Raw genomic sequence first — 19,642 nt, 5'->3', positions numbered from 1 at the left:
GAAAGACAGAACAGATAAAAATTTATCAGGGTAAAACCGTCAGATATAAACTTTGGTTCAGCGCTCCGGAAAAATGAGCACTATATTGACCTTCAATGAGTTTATGAGTTAGAAAAAACGCTCCAGAAGAAACCAGTTCACCTGCATGCAAAACTAAACCATGTTGATCTAACTTTTGCAATAACCATTGTAAAGCATGCAATGGATTATCCAGTACGGCGCGCGCATTGCCGGTAACAATAGTTTGCCCATTCAAAATCAGTTCTGCTTCAATATTATTCAGCTCATCTACGCTTAAATCCTCTCCATCGACACATTCACCATAGACCACATAGCCACCTATGGTTCCGTCAGCAACAATCAAATATTTATTCAAAGCGGGAAACCAATGAGAAAAGCGCGAATCAGGAATTTCAAGACAGCCGGTGACCAAAACATTTTTTAAAAGCTCAGCATCAGTCATGCCCACATACAAGTCAGTTTTGGCAATAAAGCCCAGCTCCATCTCAATCAACGGTTGGTTCATTTTTGCCAATGACAATTCAGCTGGTTGCGGCAGAAGATGACTGAGCTCGTGCTGTCCGTAAATGGGCTCATCCACATTAAACAGCTTTTGAGTAAGAGAATTAGTCAGTGATACTTTATATCCGCCTAAAGGAGAGGCTTTTCCTGCTGTAAAGGCATGTTGAATCTGATAGGCCTTTTCCAAATCCCGAACTTTATCAGCATAATCGAGCATTGCTAAAGGTTCCTGGTGATAATAAGCATATAGCAGTGCGTTTACTAATTCGGGACAATCCATCTGGCTCTCTTTCTATTCATCAAATTGATATTATTAATTAAATAATATCAGCTTGGTGTACTAAGAGGGCTTAAGCCAGGTAAATCAGAAAAGCTGTTTTCTCGCACAATTTGACAAAAATTTTCCAGATAGCTCTTATCTTTATCATTTTCGCGCATAGCGGCATACAATTCACTTTGTAACGGCACTGAACCAATTTGGCGGGCAACAACATATCCCTTTTCCAAATAAGGCATAACTGTCCAGTAAGGTAAAGCAGCCACCCCGCGTCGGCTGGCAACCAGTTGGATAATGGCAATCGTTAATTCACTGTTGCGTCGAGCAGGATGAATGCCAGCAGGTATCAGCACTTTGCGCAATAAATCCAACATATCGTCTGGTACCGGATAGCTGATCAGCGTTTCGTCACGGAAATCTTCAGCCTGCCAAATACTTTTATCGGCTAAAGGATGATCTTTAGCGCAAATGCCTACCATTTCATAAGCAAAAAGCGGTTGAAAAACAATTCCGCTCTGGGGCGCATATTCCGAAACAATGGCCAGATCAGCTCGATGCGTCAGCAATAGACCTACCGGATCAGCCTGAAATCCTGAGACAATATCTAATTCCACCTTCGGCCATAAAGGACGGAACTTATCCATAGCCGGCATCAGCCAGTCAAAGCAGGTATGACACTCTACCGCTACCCGCAATTCACCAGCTTCACCTTCAATTAATTGTGTTACATCTAATTCAGCCACCGTAACCAGTGGCGAAATATCCTTAGCCAGTTGCAAAAGTCGCTCACCAACCGGCGTGAAGAGGATCGGATTGGATTTTCGTTCAAACAACGGCGTCCCAAAATATTGCTCCAGTACCCGTATTTGATGTGACAAAGCCGATTGCGTCAAAAAAACCCGTTTAGCCGCCATCGATACACTGCCTGTTTCCTCTAAAGCCAGTAATGTGCGTAAATGACGCAACTCAACAATCGACTCCATAGCTTATTCCCCCTTATAAAATACTGACAACAGTCATAAGTTAAATCATTCATACAACCAAATTTTGGCTGTGCTAAATATTTTTATTATTTCAGTTGCTATACAGATATAAAACTGAAAATAAAAATATAAATTCAAATTATAAATAACATCATTTCCATTTCTAACCTACAACAGCCAAAATTCTATATTAAAAAAATTCATACACTACTACAAAATTTATCGCTTGTCGCCACACCATAACTGTCGCACACTAAGCAATAGTGAAAATTAATCATTCATAACAGGAACAATAGAGATGAATACCTTCCATCTAGCAGGATATCCACGAGTTGGGGCCAAACGCGAACTTAAATTTGCCGTAGAAGCGTTCTGGAAAGGCAATAAAAGCGAAAGCGAATTACGTCAGGTGGCGGCTGATATACGACAGCAAAACTGGGCCACTCAAATATCAGCAGGAGCGGATCTGTTGCCGGTTGGTGATTTTTCTTTTTACGACCATGTATTGGATACGGTATGTGCTCTGGGAGCCATTCCGGCACGATTTGGTTTCGATCCTGCTGATTTAAGCTTAAATCAATACTTCCAACTGGCTCGCGGTAATGAGAATCAAGTGGCTATGGAAATGACCAAATGGTTTGATACCAACTACCACTATATTGTTCCAGAATGGCATCGAGATACCCAATTCAAAGCGCATGCGGCTAATCTCATCGCGCAGATTAACGAAGCCAAAGCCACTGGACATGATATTAAACCCACCCTGCTAGGTCCAATTAGCCTGTTATGGCTAGGTAAAGAAAAAGATGCAGGTCATAACCGTCTGGAACTTTTGCCGCGCCTGTTACCTGAGTATCAAAAATTATTACGAGAACTGGCTAATGCTGGCGTAGATTGGATCCAGATAGATGAGCCGATTCTGGCGGTAGACATTGATCAAGAATGGGTTGATGCATTTGCTCCCACTTATCAAGAGCTAGCCATTACCGGCACCCGTATCATCATCGGCACCTACTTTGCCAGCGTGGCCGAATACCTTGATCTGTTAAAAGCATTACCGGTTAATGGTGTCCATATCGATTGTGTACGCGCTCCAGAACAGCTGGCCGAATTTGCCAATGTCTGGCCACAAAATAAAGTATTATCCGTGGGCGTGATTGAAGGACGAAATGTCTGGCGCGCCAATTTACGAGAAATCATTGAACTGCTGGCACCAGTGGCCACCCAATTAGGCAATAACCTGTGGATCGCACCAAGCTGTTCATTATTGCATAGCCCACAAGACTTAGATATTGAAGAAAATCTCAATCCAGAAATCAAAAATTGGTTGGCTTTTGCTGCGCAGAAATTGCAGGAATTGGGCATCATCAAACAAGCTCTGGCACATGGTAAAGATACAGTGGAAAAAGCCTTAGCCGCATCAGATATTGCTGCTGCTGGCCGCAGAACCAGTCATCTGATTCACAATGAAAAAGTCGCGACCCGTATTGAACAATTGCGCGCCCATGCTGATCAACGTCACAGCCCCTTTGCCCAGCGTATAGAAAAACAACAGGCATGGATGAAATTACCGTTACTACCCACAACCACCATCGGTTCGTTCCCGCAGACACAGGAAATACGACAGGCACGTGCAGCTTTTAAAAAAGGGGAATTAAGTGCTGCAGATTATGAAGCAGCGATGAAGAAAAACATAGCCTATTGTGTAGCACAACAAGAACAACTTGATATTGATGTACTGGTGCATGGTGAAGCCGAACGCAATGATATGGTGGAATATTTTGGAGAACAACTCAATGGTTATTGCTTTACCCAATATGGATGGGTACAAAGCTACGGTTCCCGCTGTGTGAAACCACCCATTATTTACGGTGATGTGTCCCGTCCTCAAGCAATGACAGTAGCCTGGTCGGCATATGCTCAGTCATTAACCAAACGACCCATGAAAGGCATGCTTACCGGTCCGGTAACCATGATGAAATGGAGTTTTGTGCGCAATGATGTACCCCTAAGCTTAGTATGTAAACAAATTGCCTTAGCACTAAATGATGAAGTACTTGATCTGGAAAAAGCCGGTATTCGGGTTATCCAAATTGATGAACCGGCAATACGTGAAGCTTTGCCATTAAAACGCGCACAATGGGATGAATATCTTGCCTGGGCATGTGAGTCTTTCCGGTTGACCTCCACCGATGCCGATGACAGCACCCAGATTCATACCCATATGTGTTATTCAGAGTTCAACGATATACTACCGGCCATAGCCAGCATGGATGCCGACGTAATCACCATTGAAACCTCTCGTTCCGATATGGAATTATTGGATGCATTTGTTAAATTTAAATATCCAAACGATATTGGTCCTGGTGTTTATGACATTCACAGCCCGCGCGTTCCGACCGAAGCAGAAGTTGAACATCTATTGCGCAAGGCATTAAACGTAATCAACCAGCGTCGCTTATGGGTAAATCCAGATTGTGGATTAAAAACCCGAGGCTGGGCAGAAACCCATGCTGCTTTAGAAGAGATGGTGAAAGTAACCAAAAAATTGCGTGCTGAACTGAACGCTTAATCTAAAACTAGCCGATCAAATCGCCCTGATTCAGGGCGGTTTTTTTATCTCTTCTCGACAACAAAAATAGGAAAAATTGCCCTTTTCAACCCTCTTAATTATCTGTCGAACTATCACTTCATATAATTTAACCGTTTGTTTCATATGAAATATTGATAATATATTACTTCATATTTGATGACATTATAATTCGTTTATTTAGTCATATCGTCACCTAAATTTTCCATTACATCACCTGCATTCTCTTAATTTTATCGCTGGCATCGAACTTCTCAATAGCATCAAATCTTTTTTTATCATATTATCATATGCGGAGAACTAGCTTTCGTCATAACCAGTTCTAGTTTGACTAAAATAAGCATTCCCAGCTCGTCAGATACAACCCTTGGACGTCGCTCACCCTCATAAAACCATTCATGCATTAATGCATACCATCCCAAACATAACGATAAATCTTTGTATTTACAATTTTCGCTGTTCTTCTACCTAATGCGTCGTATTCAAAATGGATCCGTATTTTCTGAGGATTGCGTACCTCTGTAACATTCCATTGCCCTGCCATTGGTATTCCTAGTCACCTTGCTGCCATTGTGGAGGGGCAGAATTTTCAAGCGTTCTTTTTTTTCTTATTTGATCGTATTGTTTAAGTTCAGATTTTGAATATCTCCGTATTTCGACCTTACGGTCAAATGTATTTTCTTCAATCCAAAAATTGTTCTTAAAATTGATATTTTCAATTAAAGAAGGAGAATTATTAAGCTGATTGGCAGAATTCTATAAATTTCGCGACGTTTTTAAAATAAGACTTCCCTGTTTATCATAAATATAATTTCAATTTTACTTTTTAATATCTTATCCGATGCACCATATATTTGATCGGATTTTTGTGGATCGTAATAGAAATTTTATAAAAAATCTTAATCACTTTACCCTATCTTAAATTCATCCCTGATTATAAGAATTTAGGCTTCACGCTTAACTCGATTTGTAATATTGCGCAAACGGCTCTTTTAGCGGAAACGGAAGGTAAAGGGCTTGCGCTCTACCATTTTTCCGCTAGACTTTGACAATCTGCTCTGGCTTGTTTATTTATATTATTTTAATATTTCCCAATTACTTACAATAAAAATAACTAATCTCATATTTTACCAAAATTTATTGTAAATCTAAATTTTTACCTAAATACCAACCTGTTATCATATCTAATACATCCCCTAATATATTTTCCTCTTCATCTTTATTATGTTCTTGACAATATAAAAAATACAGGTTTAATTCGTTATAAATTTCATTTTTGGATAATCCTTTTCTATTTAGTAATAAAACAAACTCTTTAAGAGATTCTATTGGATTATTAGCGTTTATTGCTTTTTCAATTTCTTTTTTATATTCCATAAAAAATTATTCTTCTAATTACATGATACTTTTTTCCATTTATCTTTAGTTTTACCTAATCTTTCGCCATATTCATTAGGTTCTATTCCTTCCTTAGTAATGATACTTACATGTGTATCTCCATCTTGAACCGCTTTTAATCCATAATTATCCAAAGCATTATACTTGATTTTAAAGGTTATTTTAGTTTATGCAAATATCACATCTTTTATTCTTAAGTATATATTAGTTATTTTTTCAGAATTTAAACATTCATCATAATTGACTATTTTATAATAATCATCTGGAGAATTATTACAATAAAATAAAAATATAGTGTGCAAAAAAACATTAAATAATCCTTTTAAAATATCTATATATTCAGGATCATTTATTGAATTATTTTTTAAAAAAAAATCTGTTTTTTTCAATAAAATATTCAGTCTTTTTTCATCAAAATAATTTTCTTTGTCTAATTTATAAATAAAAGTGCTTTTCTTTTCGCCCTCTATTTCATCTAGTAAATATTTTTTTAAATTTTCAACCATTATATCATTCACATTTTCTGCCTTTTACAGAAGATTTAATTTTCTCTCCAGTTTCTCTAGATAATGCTCCCTTATGCTAACCTAAGCTATCATATAGCTCTATTTCCACACCTGTTTTATGGAATGTATCTAAATGAAATAAATCCCCTTTTTAATATCAGGAAGATCAATCTTTTTAATAACTTCATAAATTTTTGTTATTTTACACTACCCTTAGTAGGTATAATAGAATCTTTGACCGTATTCTAAAAATAAGAGCTAAATAGTCTATCTCCTCCTGCCATCAACCCAAACGGATCAACTTCCGAATTAGAATCAAACGTATATGCATAAAAATTCGGGTTATTACCTGCTAACCCTATCGGGTCTTGGCTTATATAAGTTCCCGTATTACTGTCGTAATATCTGAAACGATTGTAATAAGCCCGTCTAGTTCTTCGTCTTCATATTGTCCTAGCTGTATGAAGAGTATGAATCGCCAGTTATTAAATTTATCATTATGTTAAAGCAAATTTTTATGGCCTTATTTTTCACAATTAAAATATTTCTCAATATTTTTATATAAAGTTTTTAATTCTTCTAAATTATTAAAATCTCTTCGTTGATGAAGAACATTTTTTTCAGATAAAATTTCAATTATTTCAAAAAAACAACTATTATCATCCCAAACAACAAATTTTCCGATGTATTTGTCATTTATCATATCTATAACTACAGTTCTTTTCAGAATACTATCTACTATATGTTCACTAAAATTTATTTTATGTATTTCTAATTCACAATTATCAAGAGATATTAAAGTTGAATACCAATTGTAAAATTCATCTATTATCATAATAAAAATTTATTTACACACTATTTTTCCATTTATTTTTTCTGTTTTGACTTGAATGTTTGAAACTTCAGGCAATTCAGGTACAGGAAGACCTTTATTTTTTAGCGAGTCGACCTTATACAGAATTAGGTCCAGATATACTTGCCCAATTTTTACCTGTTTGCTTAAACGATGACTTATTAACATCAAATTCAACATATAATGAACCATTTATTGCTTTTTTCCGAATGCTTTAACATTTGCTGGATTTGCTACATGGGTTGTACCTGTATAACTTTCAACTACCCTTTCTGTTTTTATCATTTCTTCTAATTCCATTGGACTCATTTACCTCCCTGCTGTTGTTTTTTCATTCAACCCAAACGAACAACTCAAGCATTACTATCATGCACAAACGCATAAAAATTCGGATTGTTTCCCGCAAATTTGATGGAATCCCAGCTAACCAATAAATCGCTTACAGAATTATAATATCGGCAAGGATAAACTGGGAATAAAATAAAGAAATTGCCTTTGTGGTGACTATAATTTATTAACTTCATCAGGTTGATAAAATATAGATTCTAATAAACCATCATCAAATATAAATTTAAAATTACCTAAGCCATAATCTTTATCCACATGTAATGTTTTATTTGTGGTCATTTTTAAATTTTCATTCACTTTATCAATTTGGTTATTGAAAAATAAATCTTGAAAATGATCATCTAATTTCTCAAATGAAACATAATGTAGCTTACTTTGATTCTTATAATAAGAAATCTCCAACTTATATCCATTATTATAGATTACAAAAACATCATGATTTATTGAAGAAAATTGATCATTACTATTTTCTTCAATATATTTTTTATCAAAAAAATTCGGAGGTATGGCATTCTTTCTTAAGCTATTAATTAAAATATTATTAATGGCATCCATTTTTAATATATTTCCTCTTCTAAGTTTTGCTTCATCTCTCCACTCTCTACTTTACTTAACTGATCATTAAAGTCTTTTGCTCCTGAAATTTAAATCCAAAATCACCTGAATCATCATCTCCATTCACTGTATAAGTCGATACTGGAACTTCAATCTTGATGGCTGTCATCGAGTTTTTAAAGGAATTATGATGTAGTTAATCAGTAATTTTATAAAAGTAATTTCTGATATTCATCATCATATATTATAAAAATATACGAGTTGTTTTTGAAAATTTCTCATCGTTTAGTAGATGAGATAATTTAGACTAATAATTTCATTAGCTATTTTGTTTTTTAAACTTTTGATTTCCATATTGATTAGAATTAAATTCAATGGTTTTTGTTTAAATTAATTTTTTAACTTCGATATAATTAAACTAGCACAAGACCCAGTTGTAGATTTTGTATTGTCTGATGGAAGATTAATACGGCATGACTGGAGTTACTTTATAGCCAGACTCTTGTAGTTGTTCAATCAGCCCTCCTTCTCCAAATAAATGCGCTGCGCCCACGGCAATAAGGGTAGAATCTTGGTCAATTTGTTGCTTAATCAATGGAAGCCATCTTTTATTTCTTTCTAATAAGATTTGGTTTTTATACCAATGACGCCAAAAAATGCGATCCGATTCAGAATAATATTGTAGGTTTTGTTTTGCCACATCTAGCTTAGCGAGTAACTCATTTACCTGATTTTGGTGATAATAATTATAAGCTTCAATTATTTGTTTCTGATTATCTTCTTGATGATCAAGAAAAACTTTGATTGCCGCTATGGCTTTATCTTCTGGTATGGCTAAATCGATTTTAAATGCGTCCTCAATAGTTTCTAGACTCAAATATTTTTTTTTCATCTTCAATGCTTTTTGAGCTAGCAAATTATCTGTGCCATTGTGGAATGAGTATTCTGGAGGCAGCGAAGAAAGATATAACATATAAATTGCGCTAGGTTTAACATGTTGTAACCATTTTGGATTTGTTTTAGTAAGATATTGCTCCAGCTTGGTGAAATAATCAGCGCCCAATTTTGCCGATAATGTAATATTGCTATCAGGTTCATAAATATAATTGGCAATAATACTTAATTCTTGCTTATTTAATTTCTGCCCGTTAGGTTCCAGTTTGATTTCTGTCATTAATGTGTTTGTTCTAGATAAAGCATCACTGAAATATAAAGGTAACTGATATCCTTCTAAATTTTTATGTATGGTACCAACTAGATAGGAAGTGGGTATCCCATGCTTTTCAATTTTCCACAGAAAGGTATTTGGATAGCTAATGACTTTGCTTGTCAGGCTATTTTTTTCAATGGGTTTGGCGCTACTGACAGGCTGATATACAGCAATCAATGTTAGAAAAATGACAAAATAATAAAGGGTTTTTTTCATTTTTATTTCCATATGGGAAAAAGTAGGGTTAGCGGATGAAAAATTTCCAATTAAATTGAATAGTGCAATACATTCTAATTTTTTAAAGCCTTTAAAAAAGCTTTAGCCTAGAGTCTGTTGGTTGGTCTGATTGAAAAATCTGATTATTCAGAAAAACTTGTCCTAAAATTTTTTCTCAATCATTACTGTGCAAGAAGTATCTAATTTTTCATAACCATCATTAGGTTTTCGCCTTTTTTCAAAATGAGTGAAATCTAGATTGCTATTTTTTTACCATATCTTCATTGCTGTAATCCGATTTAATAGAAAAATTGACTAGAAAAACTAAAGTAAACTCGAATATTGGTGGCAATTTTTCGAAGACATTTATACAAATCTTTCGATTTGAAATGTGCCATTAACTTTATTTTTTTCCATCATTTAATCTTAGTACCACATGTTTGAGCAGTGTGATGTTGAGTATAAATTCGATATTTTCTGGCGTATCAATTAGACAGAAATATTTTAAATAAATGATTTGGATGTTGTTAAAGCTCTGCGTTAAAATATATTTGGCATGATATTTTAACCTAAAATATAACTTACTTGATGCAAATTGATTATTAATTGGTTTTTACCCTTAATCAATATTCTATTTATTGACTTGACTCAATTTTTACAAGGGAGTTTAACTATTGTTGGGATTGAATGCTCTGTACTTTTGAGCATAATGACTTATTTTAAGATAGTGATCAGGCAATAATCTAATGATTATTGCCTATGACTTAATATTGATTTGCCTATATTGGTCATTAATTAATCTTCAATGCAAGCTTCACCGCGCATCAGTATTCTGGCGGTTCTGAATACGGTTCCGCATTTGGCTTCAACATCTTCACCATTGACGGCTACATCGGCACCGACAGATAAAATACCACTGCAATGTCCTATCCGTAACTCATCTTGGTCAGCAGCTGGTCCTACAATTTGATTCACCAAGGTTCCAGGTATTTTCGCTGCCACACCAATACAAATGCCACCTGTGATGGCCAGAGCCGGATGTAATTTACCCATGGATAACATTCTAGCTTGAATATCGATTTGATTGGTTTTAATGGGTTGTCCTTCCAAAGAGATATAATCTGCTGGAGGAGATATAAAACAGAATTTAGGTACGGCCGGAATGGTTTTGGCCTCATTCTGATCAGCTGCAATCCCAGCCAAAACCGAAGCAATTTCTCGTATTGACAGCATTTTTTCTAACAAGTCTGGTTTATTGTCAATTTCTTCAGGTTGCTCATCTCCCCGCAAACCGAGATCCTGAGCGCGCACAAACACCAGAGGATTGGCCGCATCCACAATTGATATTTCGATTTTCTGACCGTCCGCCAATTCAACATGATCAACTACATGACCTGTAGGTAACAGTTGTTTGGTAACTGCGCCACTAGGATGTAAAAAGTCCAATTGAATTCTGGCTGCCGTACCAGGCACTCCGGATATGGCATAATCTCCTGTATAGATCACCTGCCCATTTTTTACCGGTACATGAGCAACAATCGTTTTCTGAGTATTGGTATTAAAAATGTTCACCTGTGTTGTTGGCTCGGTGATGTCTTCGATCAAGCCATTGTCTATAGCAAACGGGCCCACGGTTGAAGACATATTGCCACAATTGCCTTTACGATCTACTAAGTCAGACGCTATATCTACCTGAGCAAAAGTATAATTGACACTATTGCGTTCTCCGGCACGCTTGCTAACTATGACGGCCTTACTGGTGGTTGAAGTACCACCGCCCATGCCATCGATCTGTCGCCCAGAAGGATCATTGCTCCCATAGATTTTACTGAGTAATTTATTTTGGGTGCTGATGTCGTTTGATAATTCTGATTCTAGAAAACAGGCTCCTTTGCTTGTTCCACCACGCATCCATGTACATTTTATGTATTTTTCCATCTTGTTCTCACTTTTCTAATGTTGCGTTGTTATCCATTACTGCAAAGTGAACAAATCAAAATGTTCAAAAATGATTATAAGAAATAAACTATTAAAATGCCATGAAAAATAGACTTAAATTTCGCCTGCACCGTAGCTGTATCATTTTTAAAAACAACCAATTCTGCCAATCAATTGATTGGCAGAAAATCTGGTGAGTCAAGTGCTCAATTTTTACTATTGCTTATAAGCTTACTGTTTTTTCATCCTAAGCCTGTTTCCAGGAATTATGAGGAAGTTCGCTGTATCGATCTGCACTGTCCAACGCTTGAAGTAATTGTTCACGATTTAAAGGAATACAATAGGCTGGTTTCGCCCGCTCAAATCGCCAGCCATTGGCTAAATTGCCAGCATCAACATAATCATATCCGCATTGTTCGATCAACTTGGATACTGTTTGTTTTGCCACAGCATCATCACCGGCTAATGGTAAAGCCCTTCTGTTAACCCTTTCATTGGGTTTGGCATCTTTTACGATATCTTTAGCGAGAATAGCGTTAAAGGCCTTGACCACTTTGGCATTTCCCAAATGTTTGACCAGCATTTCGCTGGTGGTGGTTTGATAATGATCCAGTTCGGTAAAGTGGCCGTCGCGATCAGGATAATAATTCATCGTGTCGATAATTAATTGATCTTTCAGAAGAGTAACTGGCAGATCGGTGTAATTGACAAACGGTATGGCGATTAAAACAATGTCGCCAAACTCAATCGCTTCGGTCTGATTGCCGATGTGGCAGCCGATACTACTGGCTACACTAAAGAGAGAATTCTTCGATCTGGAATTACTTAGCATCACTTCATAGCCTGCTTGCATAAATAACCGTGCAAATGCTTGTCCCATGAATCCTGCACCCAAAATCCCGATGTTTTTCATATTTTTATTTCCAATCTATTTAAGACCTGATCATTATATTAATCGATTATGAGTAGATAAATGGGCTATAATTTGAATTATTAACAACCAGGAGTTGATAATGGATTTGCTGCGATGTATGCAAGCGTTTGTCATGAGTGTAAAAACCGGCTCATTTGTCGCCACTTCGATTTCACTGAATACTTCCGCTCAAATGGTGGCAAAATACATAGCTTATTTAGAAAATCACTTAGGTTTAAAGCTACTGAACCGCACCACGCGATCGCAAAGTTTGACTGAATTTGGTCAACAATACTATCACCGTTGCGAATTGATTCTGGCAGAAGTGAAGGCAAGTAATGCTTTGGCTCAGCAATATATAGAAGAACCAACAGGAACCCTGAGAATGAGTGCGCCGGTAAGTTATGCTTATAGCAACTTGTTACCTTTGCTTAGCCGCTTTATGCAGCTTTACCCGCAAGTCAACGTCGATTTGCAATTAAATGATCGATATGTTGATTTAACCAAAGAGAATTATGATATTGTTTTTCGTATTGGTGCCATTAATGATTCTGGATTGATTGCCCGTAAACTGAAGCCATATCAGATGATTTTTGCTGCTGCGCCAAGTTATTTGACGAAATATGGGATTCCATCTACACCCGATGAGCTAAAATCGCATCAATGTTTGATTTATCAATATGCCAACCGCAATAATAAAGATTATTTGTGGCCGTTTACATGCAATGGTCAAGTCATCAGACAACCCATTGCAGGATCATTCCAAAGCAATAATGTGTCCGCTTTAGCTAGTGCAGCAATAGAAGGATTAGGCATAACTATGTTGCCAGAAATAATGCTCGCTCAAGCCATAAGTCAAAACCAATTAATTCCTATATTACAAGATTTTTTGCCTCCGGCTAAAGAAATGCATCTGTTATACTCTGCCGATCCGCACAGACTGCCCAAACTAACCATGTTTATCGAATTTATCATAGATGCTTTATTATAAATTAAGCTGGTTTGGATACTTTGCTCGATTGATTAGTTAAAATTTTCATCGCAGGCAACCAATAAGCCAAGTACCAGTAAAGAGATAAATACATTTAAATTTAAGCAGGCTAAGCAGTTTGGATAATCATCCACTTGGTGGATTAGAAGATATACAACGAAATCATTTTCGCTCTTTCGATGAGGATGTTATCTTCCCGCAAGTCATGCTGATATCCCGATGGAGTAGAAATATGGTTACAATAGATGGTTAAAGCATTAATCTATTTACACATAACCTTCAACTAAATCAAAACGGAAACAGTTTTAAAGGGATGTTGATTGATTCAGTAATGGTGTTGGTAGAATTTTAACCGGTTAATGCATAACGCAGATGTACAGAAACTTTTATTTTATACGCCTAGTTGCATGGTATCTGCAGACATATGACTCAATACTCATAGCAATATAGACATGATGAAGATGCGCATAAATGTATCGTTTATATTCTTTGCCTAATTAAATTTCGCAGTATTTTATGCTGGTTTGGGCGAACTAGTGCCAATTATTTCTGCATGCAATTTGGCGCATGAATAATGAAAGATATGCTAATTTATCCTGTTTGTAGACAGATGGGGTTATGCCGATCAAGTTTTTTTGCTTTAGCTTTCAAATATCATATAAGCTATCTGTTCTGCTTAAAGAGTTAAAGTTTCCCAGATCAATCGTAATGCATTAGCATTTTTTTTTATGTTAATCTGAATCGGTCAAACTTAATCTCTAAACTTTTTATGTTTATTGCTGATTTATAAAAAATATTGCCGATAACCACTGTAATCAATTCTCAAAAAACATAATTTGTTCGCTGTTCTTTTTTGATATGTTTTTTATATCGCTAATTTAGTATTTCCATCTGACTGTGTATTTGTTTAGGCTTTGAGCAATTAATAAACAATATTATTTGTAATATATCTTGGTCAGTTCTTATTTATTTGATATTTTTTATCTGGTTTTCAGGTCACTTTATTCTGACGGTACAACAAAGATTAAAAATACAGTCATAAATAATTCTGCAACAGAATAAGGTTAACAATATGAATTCAAATATTACGCCAATAAAAAACCCATCTTCCAAATTGGGTATGTGGCTTTCAGCCATATTGATTGTTTTGTTGGTTGGTTCCGTCTATATCAGCCAGCTTATTTTTCAGGAAATAGCTGAAAGTTTTAACATTGATCATGTCTATGCAAGTCGAGTGTTTAGCTTGTCATGTTTTTTCTATGCTATTTCATTTTTTATTTATGGTCCTTTATCTGACCGAGTAGCCACAAAATTCTTGGTTTTATTTGGCAGTATCGGAACCATAGTCTGTCTTATTCTGTCGGTTCAAGTACAATCATTCAATCTCTATCTAATTATTATGTCATTAATCGGTTTTTTTGCTGCATCTGTGCCATCGGCATTATTTGCTTATACCGCAAAAAACACGCCAAATGATAAATTGGCCCAGGCAATGGGATTGATGATTTCTGCATCAATTATTGGCATTATATTTAGCCGCAGTATTGTCGCTATTATGACTGATAAGAGTTCTTGGCAATATGCTTTTGTTGTTTATGCTGCTTTTATCATATTAGCCAGTGTTTTTGTTCCAATGGGTATAAAAAGTAATGCGAGCAACCATAGCGGGATCAGGATTACTGAAACATATTTGCTGGCTGGTAAATTACTGTTGAATAAACAGGTAAATATATTTCTTTTAGTAGGCTTTATCCTCTTTTTTGTTTATCTCGGTTTATCATCTTTTTTAACGATTTATTTAAAAGGTGCTCCTTTCTATTTATCATCCACTACACTTGGATGGCTTAATTTTGCCGGAATGAGTGCCGTTATCGGCGCTGTCATTACGGGTAAATTATCCCAAAAAATCAGTATACAAAAATTATTACCCCTTTATCTGTTTTGCGTGATGGCTGCAGTAATCATTATCGGCTTCAGTACGCACTTGTTACTTATCGCCTTGGGTATATTTGCTTTGTTCTTTTTTGTTTTTGGTATTCAACCGATCGTGATCTCTATGCTTAATCAGATAGTGCCAGTAAGCTCACGCGGAGCCATTTCGTCACTATATCTATTGTCTTGCCTGGCTGGCGGTAGTATCGGATCCTATATTTTAGGAATACTCTATGCAAAACTGAATTGGGATGGGTTAATTTTTACTTGCATTATTCTGGCGATGATGAATATTGCACTGGCTTTATTGGGAATAAAATTAACCCGGGCCAAAGAGAATTAAAATGTCTGGAATATCTGCTTAAAACTTAACTTTTTTGATCAGTTGATTTTGGCCATGCTGTGCTGAGGTCAAGTAAGAGTGGTTGAGAATTAAAAAACTTATATCGGCTTTTAGCCGATATAAGTTTTAATGTTTGTCTGATTATGCGCTACAGAATGTAACGGTGATCTAATCGCTTAGCAAAATAAGCCAATGATCTAGACCATTTTACTCATTGGGATAGGAATAGATGGTGCCATTACCCCATCCGCCAATATAAAAATGATTTTGGTGATAGGCTAATGCTACAGCTCCAGAGATGGACGAAACTATCGTGGTGGTTTTTTGTGTTTTTACATCAATTTTTCTAACCATATCAGCACCATTATCGATCACGGCTACCACGGTTGGCGCAATAGTCACGATTCCGACACCTGGACGATTAAAACCTGAGCCAATCTCAACCTGTTTACCATTCGGTTGGATTAATGTCAGACGTCCGCTATATTGGGAAACAACCAAACTATTATCTGGTAATTGCGTCACGCCCACTGGTGTGGATAATCCTTTGGCTACGATCTGTTTACGCCCAGTTTGCAAATCCAGGGCAACAATTTCTCCGGTGGAACGGTTGGTAACCAGTAACTGTCCTTTATTTGAAAAAGCAATACCAGTTGGCGTGTGATAACCATCTGAAATTTTTTCTGATTTGCCATCAGGGGTAATTTTTAAAATGTAATCATCACTGTAAGATGACACGAAAATATTATTTTGAGCATCTATCACGATACCGGCAGGTGATGCAATGTTGTCATAAATGGTTTCACGTTCACCATTAGTTTTGATTTTAACCACTGAATTACCAGACCAGTTGGTAACATACATTGCGCCAGTACTGTCAAACGCGATGCCGGTAGGTGCGTTAAAAGCATCACCCACTTTGGTTAGCTTGGCAGCAGTATTTTTAATTGACCCAGTATACTCACTTGGTTTTGAATCAGCCATTTTACCACCCCCATATAAAAATAAAGCCAATACAGTTAGACAGGCAAAAGCACTGGCATACAAAGATTTTTTTTTCATACCACTCCCACATATTATCAAATAAACGATTTATTCGCGGTGTTACTAGCTAAAAGGGTAGCCAAAAAGCAGAAAAATTTGAAATACTAAATTAGCGATAGCAAATACCTATCACGAGAAGATTAAACAATACGAATATTGTGTTGATGATGACAATGTATCGTTTACAAATAGATAAGATTATTTTTTAATTGGCTCTTCTGTTGGGTAAAGAGACTAAAAAAGCTTTCAGTAAGATCGACTGAATTGGAGCATTAATGATCAACTATAGCGATGGAAATTCAATTAAGTAGAATCTAATCACTTTATTCATTATCAAATCACATCAATTCTTTTGTTGTATCAGCAGCAAATGTTAATTTCTTTTAAGCACAATAATTTAATAATACTTTGGCATCAAAATAGAAGAATATTCTAATTATTTATTGTTATAAGTAGAATATTCGATAATAATCCGAGCAACATAATACCTATGTATTATGGTAATTGTAAAAAAACTGGAAGGAATTTAATCTTGAATAAGGTTTATAAAGTTATAAAAAACCGGCTTGGACAAAGTTTGGTGGCCTCTGAACTGGCCAAAGGACAGGGAAAATCCAAAACAAGTTCATTGCTGGTAAAAGCTATGTTAGCCAGTGCATTATCTATGTGTTTTGCTGGTCATGCCCTAGCAGATATCGTGATTAATAATACAGATAATGTTGTTATTGACAAAGACAATGCCAATTCATCGGCCAATGCAGATGGTAAATTTACTATTCTGGATACCGATGAAAATATTATTGTTAAGAATTCAGGTAATATTACCACTACCGGTAAAGGTAGCACGGCTATGTGGTATAAATTGAAGGGTGGCAGTGTAGTTGATATTACCAATACAGGTAACATTGAAACATCAACCGACTATGCACGTGGAATATTGGTTTTTGGTACTCGTCGAGAAAATGACAGACAGATTAGAATCAAAAATGAAGGTAACATATCCATCAATGGTGATCGTGCTGGGGGGATCATTGCTCTAGCCAATGATGCAGCACAATGGTCGAATGAAGGGAAAACACATACCAGTATTGAGGTTAATAATTCAGGTAATATCGACATTACTAGTGAGCATCCAGGTTACGGAGGAGATATCAAAACTGGTGAATACCCAGTAGGTATTATTGGTGTTGCCTTGAATGGTAATGAGGGCAATATTACCATCAATAATTCTGGTCATATCAGTAGCCCTGTTCATGCTATTCGTGCTTGGCAGCAAGGTATTGGTGATATCAATATTGATAATGCTGGCGTCTTAACCATTAAAGATTCAGCAGTGGGTTGGGCCAGTGGTATTTATGCTAATTTAAATGTCATAGAATGGAATAAATATTATATTGAAGCAAAAGGCGATATTAATATTAGAAATAGAGGTACCATTTTATCAGAATCTAAAGACAAAAAAGATCTTAGCTTAATACATGCCGCTTTGAGTGTTAGAAGTAATGATGGATTAGGAACCGTTACTGGTAACATTAATATTGATAATCAAGGTCAGCTTATTGCCAAAGGTGAAAATGCAAAAGGTATCAATGCCTCTATGCAGGGATCTGCGGAAAATACTGGTACGGTAACGATTAATAATAATGGTTTAGTCGATACGTCAGGCAAGGATTCTAAATCAATCGTTGTTTTTTCTCGCGACGGTGATGTTAATATTAATTTAGATTCGAATTCAGAAGTTATTGGTGGCGGTGGTGACAAGGGTGTGGCGATTGATATGACCAGTGCCGCACATCATCGCGACGTAAATAATGAAAAAGCTGCCTCACAGATTGTGAATAATAAAGGTGTGATTTCTGCAACGAATGATCGAACTATTGTTGCGCATCGTTCCAGAACAAATGGCGGCAAAACCATTATCAACAATGATGGTGCCATCAATGGTTTTGTTGATTTAAGTACCACGAAAAATATCAATGCATCTGTAATTGATAAAAACAATGATTATAAAGATGTCGAAAGTAATGGTGACGTTGAATTTAATAATAACGGAACTTGGAATATCAAAGACAGCACTGGTTTAAGCAGTGGTGGACAAGTTGGCACTGTTATTAATGTTATCGGTACCAATACTAAAAATGGTCTGATCAACAACACTGGAACCATCCAAATTGTAGATCCAGAAATCAATTCCGCTGTTTTGAAAAATTCGGATGTGATCAACAGTGGTGTAATCGATCTGGGTAAAAACTCAGCAGACACCACTTTAACCATCAACGGTAATTATACTGGTGAGAATGGTCAATTGAACATCTATACCGATGTTGAAAATGGCAAAAGCGATAAGCTGATTGTTACTGGTGATACCACAGGTAAAACCGATATAGATATCATTGAAATAGGCAAAGGTGATATTGAAGATGGTCGTTTAGAAGACATCATTATTGTTAATGGTAAAGATGAGGCGATCTGGGGCATCAAAGAGAAGCAAGACAGTGCTTATGACTACGAGATTAAACGGGATAGTAATGGTAAATTAGTGATTGATTATACCAACGCCTTTTCTAATGCGCTGAACTCTCCAGTATCAGGATCTGTTTTTGCTAATCAGATGGCGTCATTGGGTATGTTCCGTCACAGTGCCCATGACAGAAGCACAGCTATCTATGCACCAGATTCAAATGTTTGGATGCGTACTGGCTACAATCGCGAGAAAAGCGATCTGTTTAGTGGACGTCAAAAAGTAGAGATTAAGACCTCTATCATCGAGATGGGTGTGGATGTATTCTCATCAGATAAATTCAAAGTTGGTGTTTATGGCGGCTATGGTCATAGCTCAACAGATACAGACCAGAAAAACAGCACACGTCGAGGAGACGGTAGCGTATCCGGTTATAACCTAGGTGTATATGGTCACTGGAATACTCAGGATAATGGCGCAGGTTTGTATGTAGATGGCTGGGCACAATACAGCTGGTTTAAAAACAAAACCAATGTACATTTATCGAATGTAAGAAATTATT

General features: G+C 36.2%; 14 protein-coding genes and 1 pseudogene. 4 read left to right on the top strand and 11 right to left on the bottom strand.

Annotated elements, in window-relative coordinates; translation table 11 throughout:
• Nucleotides 1-25: 25 nt before the first annotated feature.
• Entirely contained in the window at nt 26-739 is a 714-nt protein-coding gene (locus J3U68_RS08915) for a 2-keto-4-pentenoate hydratase (RefSeq protein WP_267376271.1), read from the bottom strand.
• Nucleotides 740-849: 110 nt separating this feature from the next.
• On the bottom strand, nt 850-1,782 hold the full coding sequence (locus J3U68_RS08910; RefSeq protein WP_267376270.1) for a LysR family transcriptional regulator: 933 nt from the start codon (nt 1,780-1,782) through the stop codon (nt 850-852).
• A gap of 298 nt (nt 1,783-2,080) precedes the next feature.
• Between J3U68_RS08910 and metE the strand changes: the two genes are divergently transcribed.
• Nucleotides 2,081-4,354, top strand: a complete 2,274-nt coding sequence (gene metE, locus J3U68_RS08905; protein WP_267376269.1) for a 5-methyltetrahydropteroyltriglutamate--homocysteine S-methyltransferase — start codon at nt 2,081-2,083, stop codon at nt 4,352-4,354.
• Between the two features lie 1,155 nt (nt 4,355-5,509).
• Here the strand turns inward: metE and J3U68_RS08900 are convergent.
• The 8 genes and pseudogenes from J3U68_RS08900 to J3U68_RS08865 all read right to left on the bottom strand — a co-directional run bounded on the left by J3U68_RS08900 (nt 5,510) and on the right by J3U68_RS08865 (nt 12,309).
• Complete coding sequence (locus tag J3U68_RS08900) at nt 5,510-5,749, bottom strand: hypothetical protein (RefSeq protein WP_267376268.1); 240 nt, start codon at nt 5,747-5,749, stop codon at nt 5,510-5,512.
• A 188-nt stretch (nt 5,750-5,937) separates the two neighbouring features.
• Nucleotides 5,938-6,288: a hypothetical protein gene (locus tag J3U68_RS08895; RefSeq protein ID WP_267376267.1), complete on the bottom strand. Its 351-nt coding sequence runs from the start codon at nt 6,286-6,288 to the stop codon at nt 5,938-5,940.
• A 233-nt stretch (nt 6,289-6,521) separates the two neighbouring features.
• Nucleotides 6,522-6,692: pseudogene (locus J3U68_RS08890) on the bottom strand (RHS repeat-associated core domain-containing protein); the annotation flags it as partial.
• A 107-nt stretch (nt 6,693-6,799) separates the two neighbouring features.
• Nucleotides 6,800-7,111 (bottom strand): hypothetical protein, encoded by a 312-nt coding sequence (locus J3U68_RS08885; RefSeq protein ID WP_267376266.1) that lies wholly within the window; start codon nt 7,109-7,111, stop codon nt 6,800-6,802.
• Nucleotides 7,112-7,633: 522 nt separating this feature from the next.
• A complete protein-coding gene (locus tag J3U68_RS08880; protein ID WP_267376265.1) occupies nt 7,634-8,032 on the bottom strand; it encodes a hypothetical protein in 399 nt (132 codons plus the stop codon).
• A 463-nt stretch (nt 8,033-8,495) separates the two neighbouring features.
• Entirely contained in the window at nt 8,496-9,458 is a 963-nt protein-coding gene (locus J3U68_RS08875; protein WP_267376264.1) for a TraB/GumN family protein, read from the bottom strand.
• A gap of 795 nt (nt 9,459-10,253) precedes the next feature.
• The gene (locus J3U68_RS08870; protein ID WP_267376262.1) at nt 10,254-11,396 is read right to left on the bottom strand and encodes a 2-methylaconitate cis-trans isomerase PrpF family protein; all 1,143 of its coding nucleotides are present in this window, start codon (nt 11,394-11,396) and stop codon (nt 10,254-10,256) included.
• 247 nt (nt 11,397-11,643) lie between these two features.
• A complete protein-coding gene (locus J3U68_RS08865) occupies nt 11,644-12,309 on the bottom strand; it encodes an NADPH-dependent F420 reductase (protein WP_267376260.1) in 666 nt (221 codons plus the stop codon).
• A gap of 100 nt (nt 12,310-12,409) precedes the next feature.
• Here J3U68_RS08865 and J3U68_RS08860 point away from each other — a divergent pair, with 100 nt between their 5' ends.
• Together J3U68_RS08860 and J3U68_RS08855 are read left to right on the top strand one after the other, a co-directional pair.
• The gene (locus tag J3U68_RS08860) at nt 12,410-13,300 is read left to right on the top strand and encodes a LysR family transcriptional regulator (RefSeq protein ID WP_267376258.1); all 891 of its coding nucleotides are present in this window, start codon (nt 12,410-12,412) and stop codon (nt 13,298-13,300) included.
• Nucleotides 13,301-14,372: 1,072 nt separating this feature from the next.
• The gene (locus J3U68_RS08855; protein ID WP_267376257.1) at nt 14,373-15,575 is read left to right on the top strand and encodes an MFS transporter; all 1,203 of its coding nucleotides are present in this window, start codon (nt 14,373-14,375) and stop codon (nt 15,573-15,575) included.
• A 207-nt stretch (nt 15,576-15,782) separates the two neighbouring features.
• Here J3U68_RS08855 and J3U68_RS08850 read toward each other — a convergent pair whose 3' ends face one another.
• Nucleotides 15,783-16,637: a serine/threonine protein kinase gene (locus tag J3U68_RS08850; protein ID WP_267376255.1), complete on the bottom strand. Its 855-nt coding sequence runs from the start codon at nt 16,635-16,637 to the stop codon at nt 15,783-15,785.
• Between the two features lie 514 nt (nt 16,638-17,151).
• Here J3U68_RS08850 and J3U68_RS08845 point away from each other — a divergent pair.
• The coding region (locus J3U68_RS08845; RefSeq protein WP_267376254.1) for an autotransporter outer membrane beta-barrel domain-containing protein at nt 17,152-19,642 on the top strand (2,491 nt) is incomplete at its 3' end.

It is taken from the genome of Snodgrassella sp. B3882, from assembly GCF_026535915.1.
Taxonomy (GTDB): Bacteria; Pseudomonadota; Gammaproteobacteria; order Burkholderiales; family Neisseriaceae; genus Snodgrassella.
The sequence above is the reverse complement of the archived record's forward strand: the minus strand, read 5'-3'. Positions and strand labels throughout refer to the sequence as shown.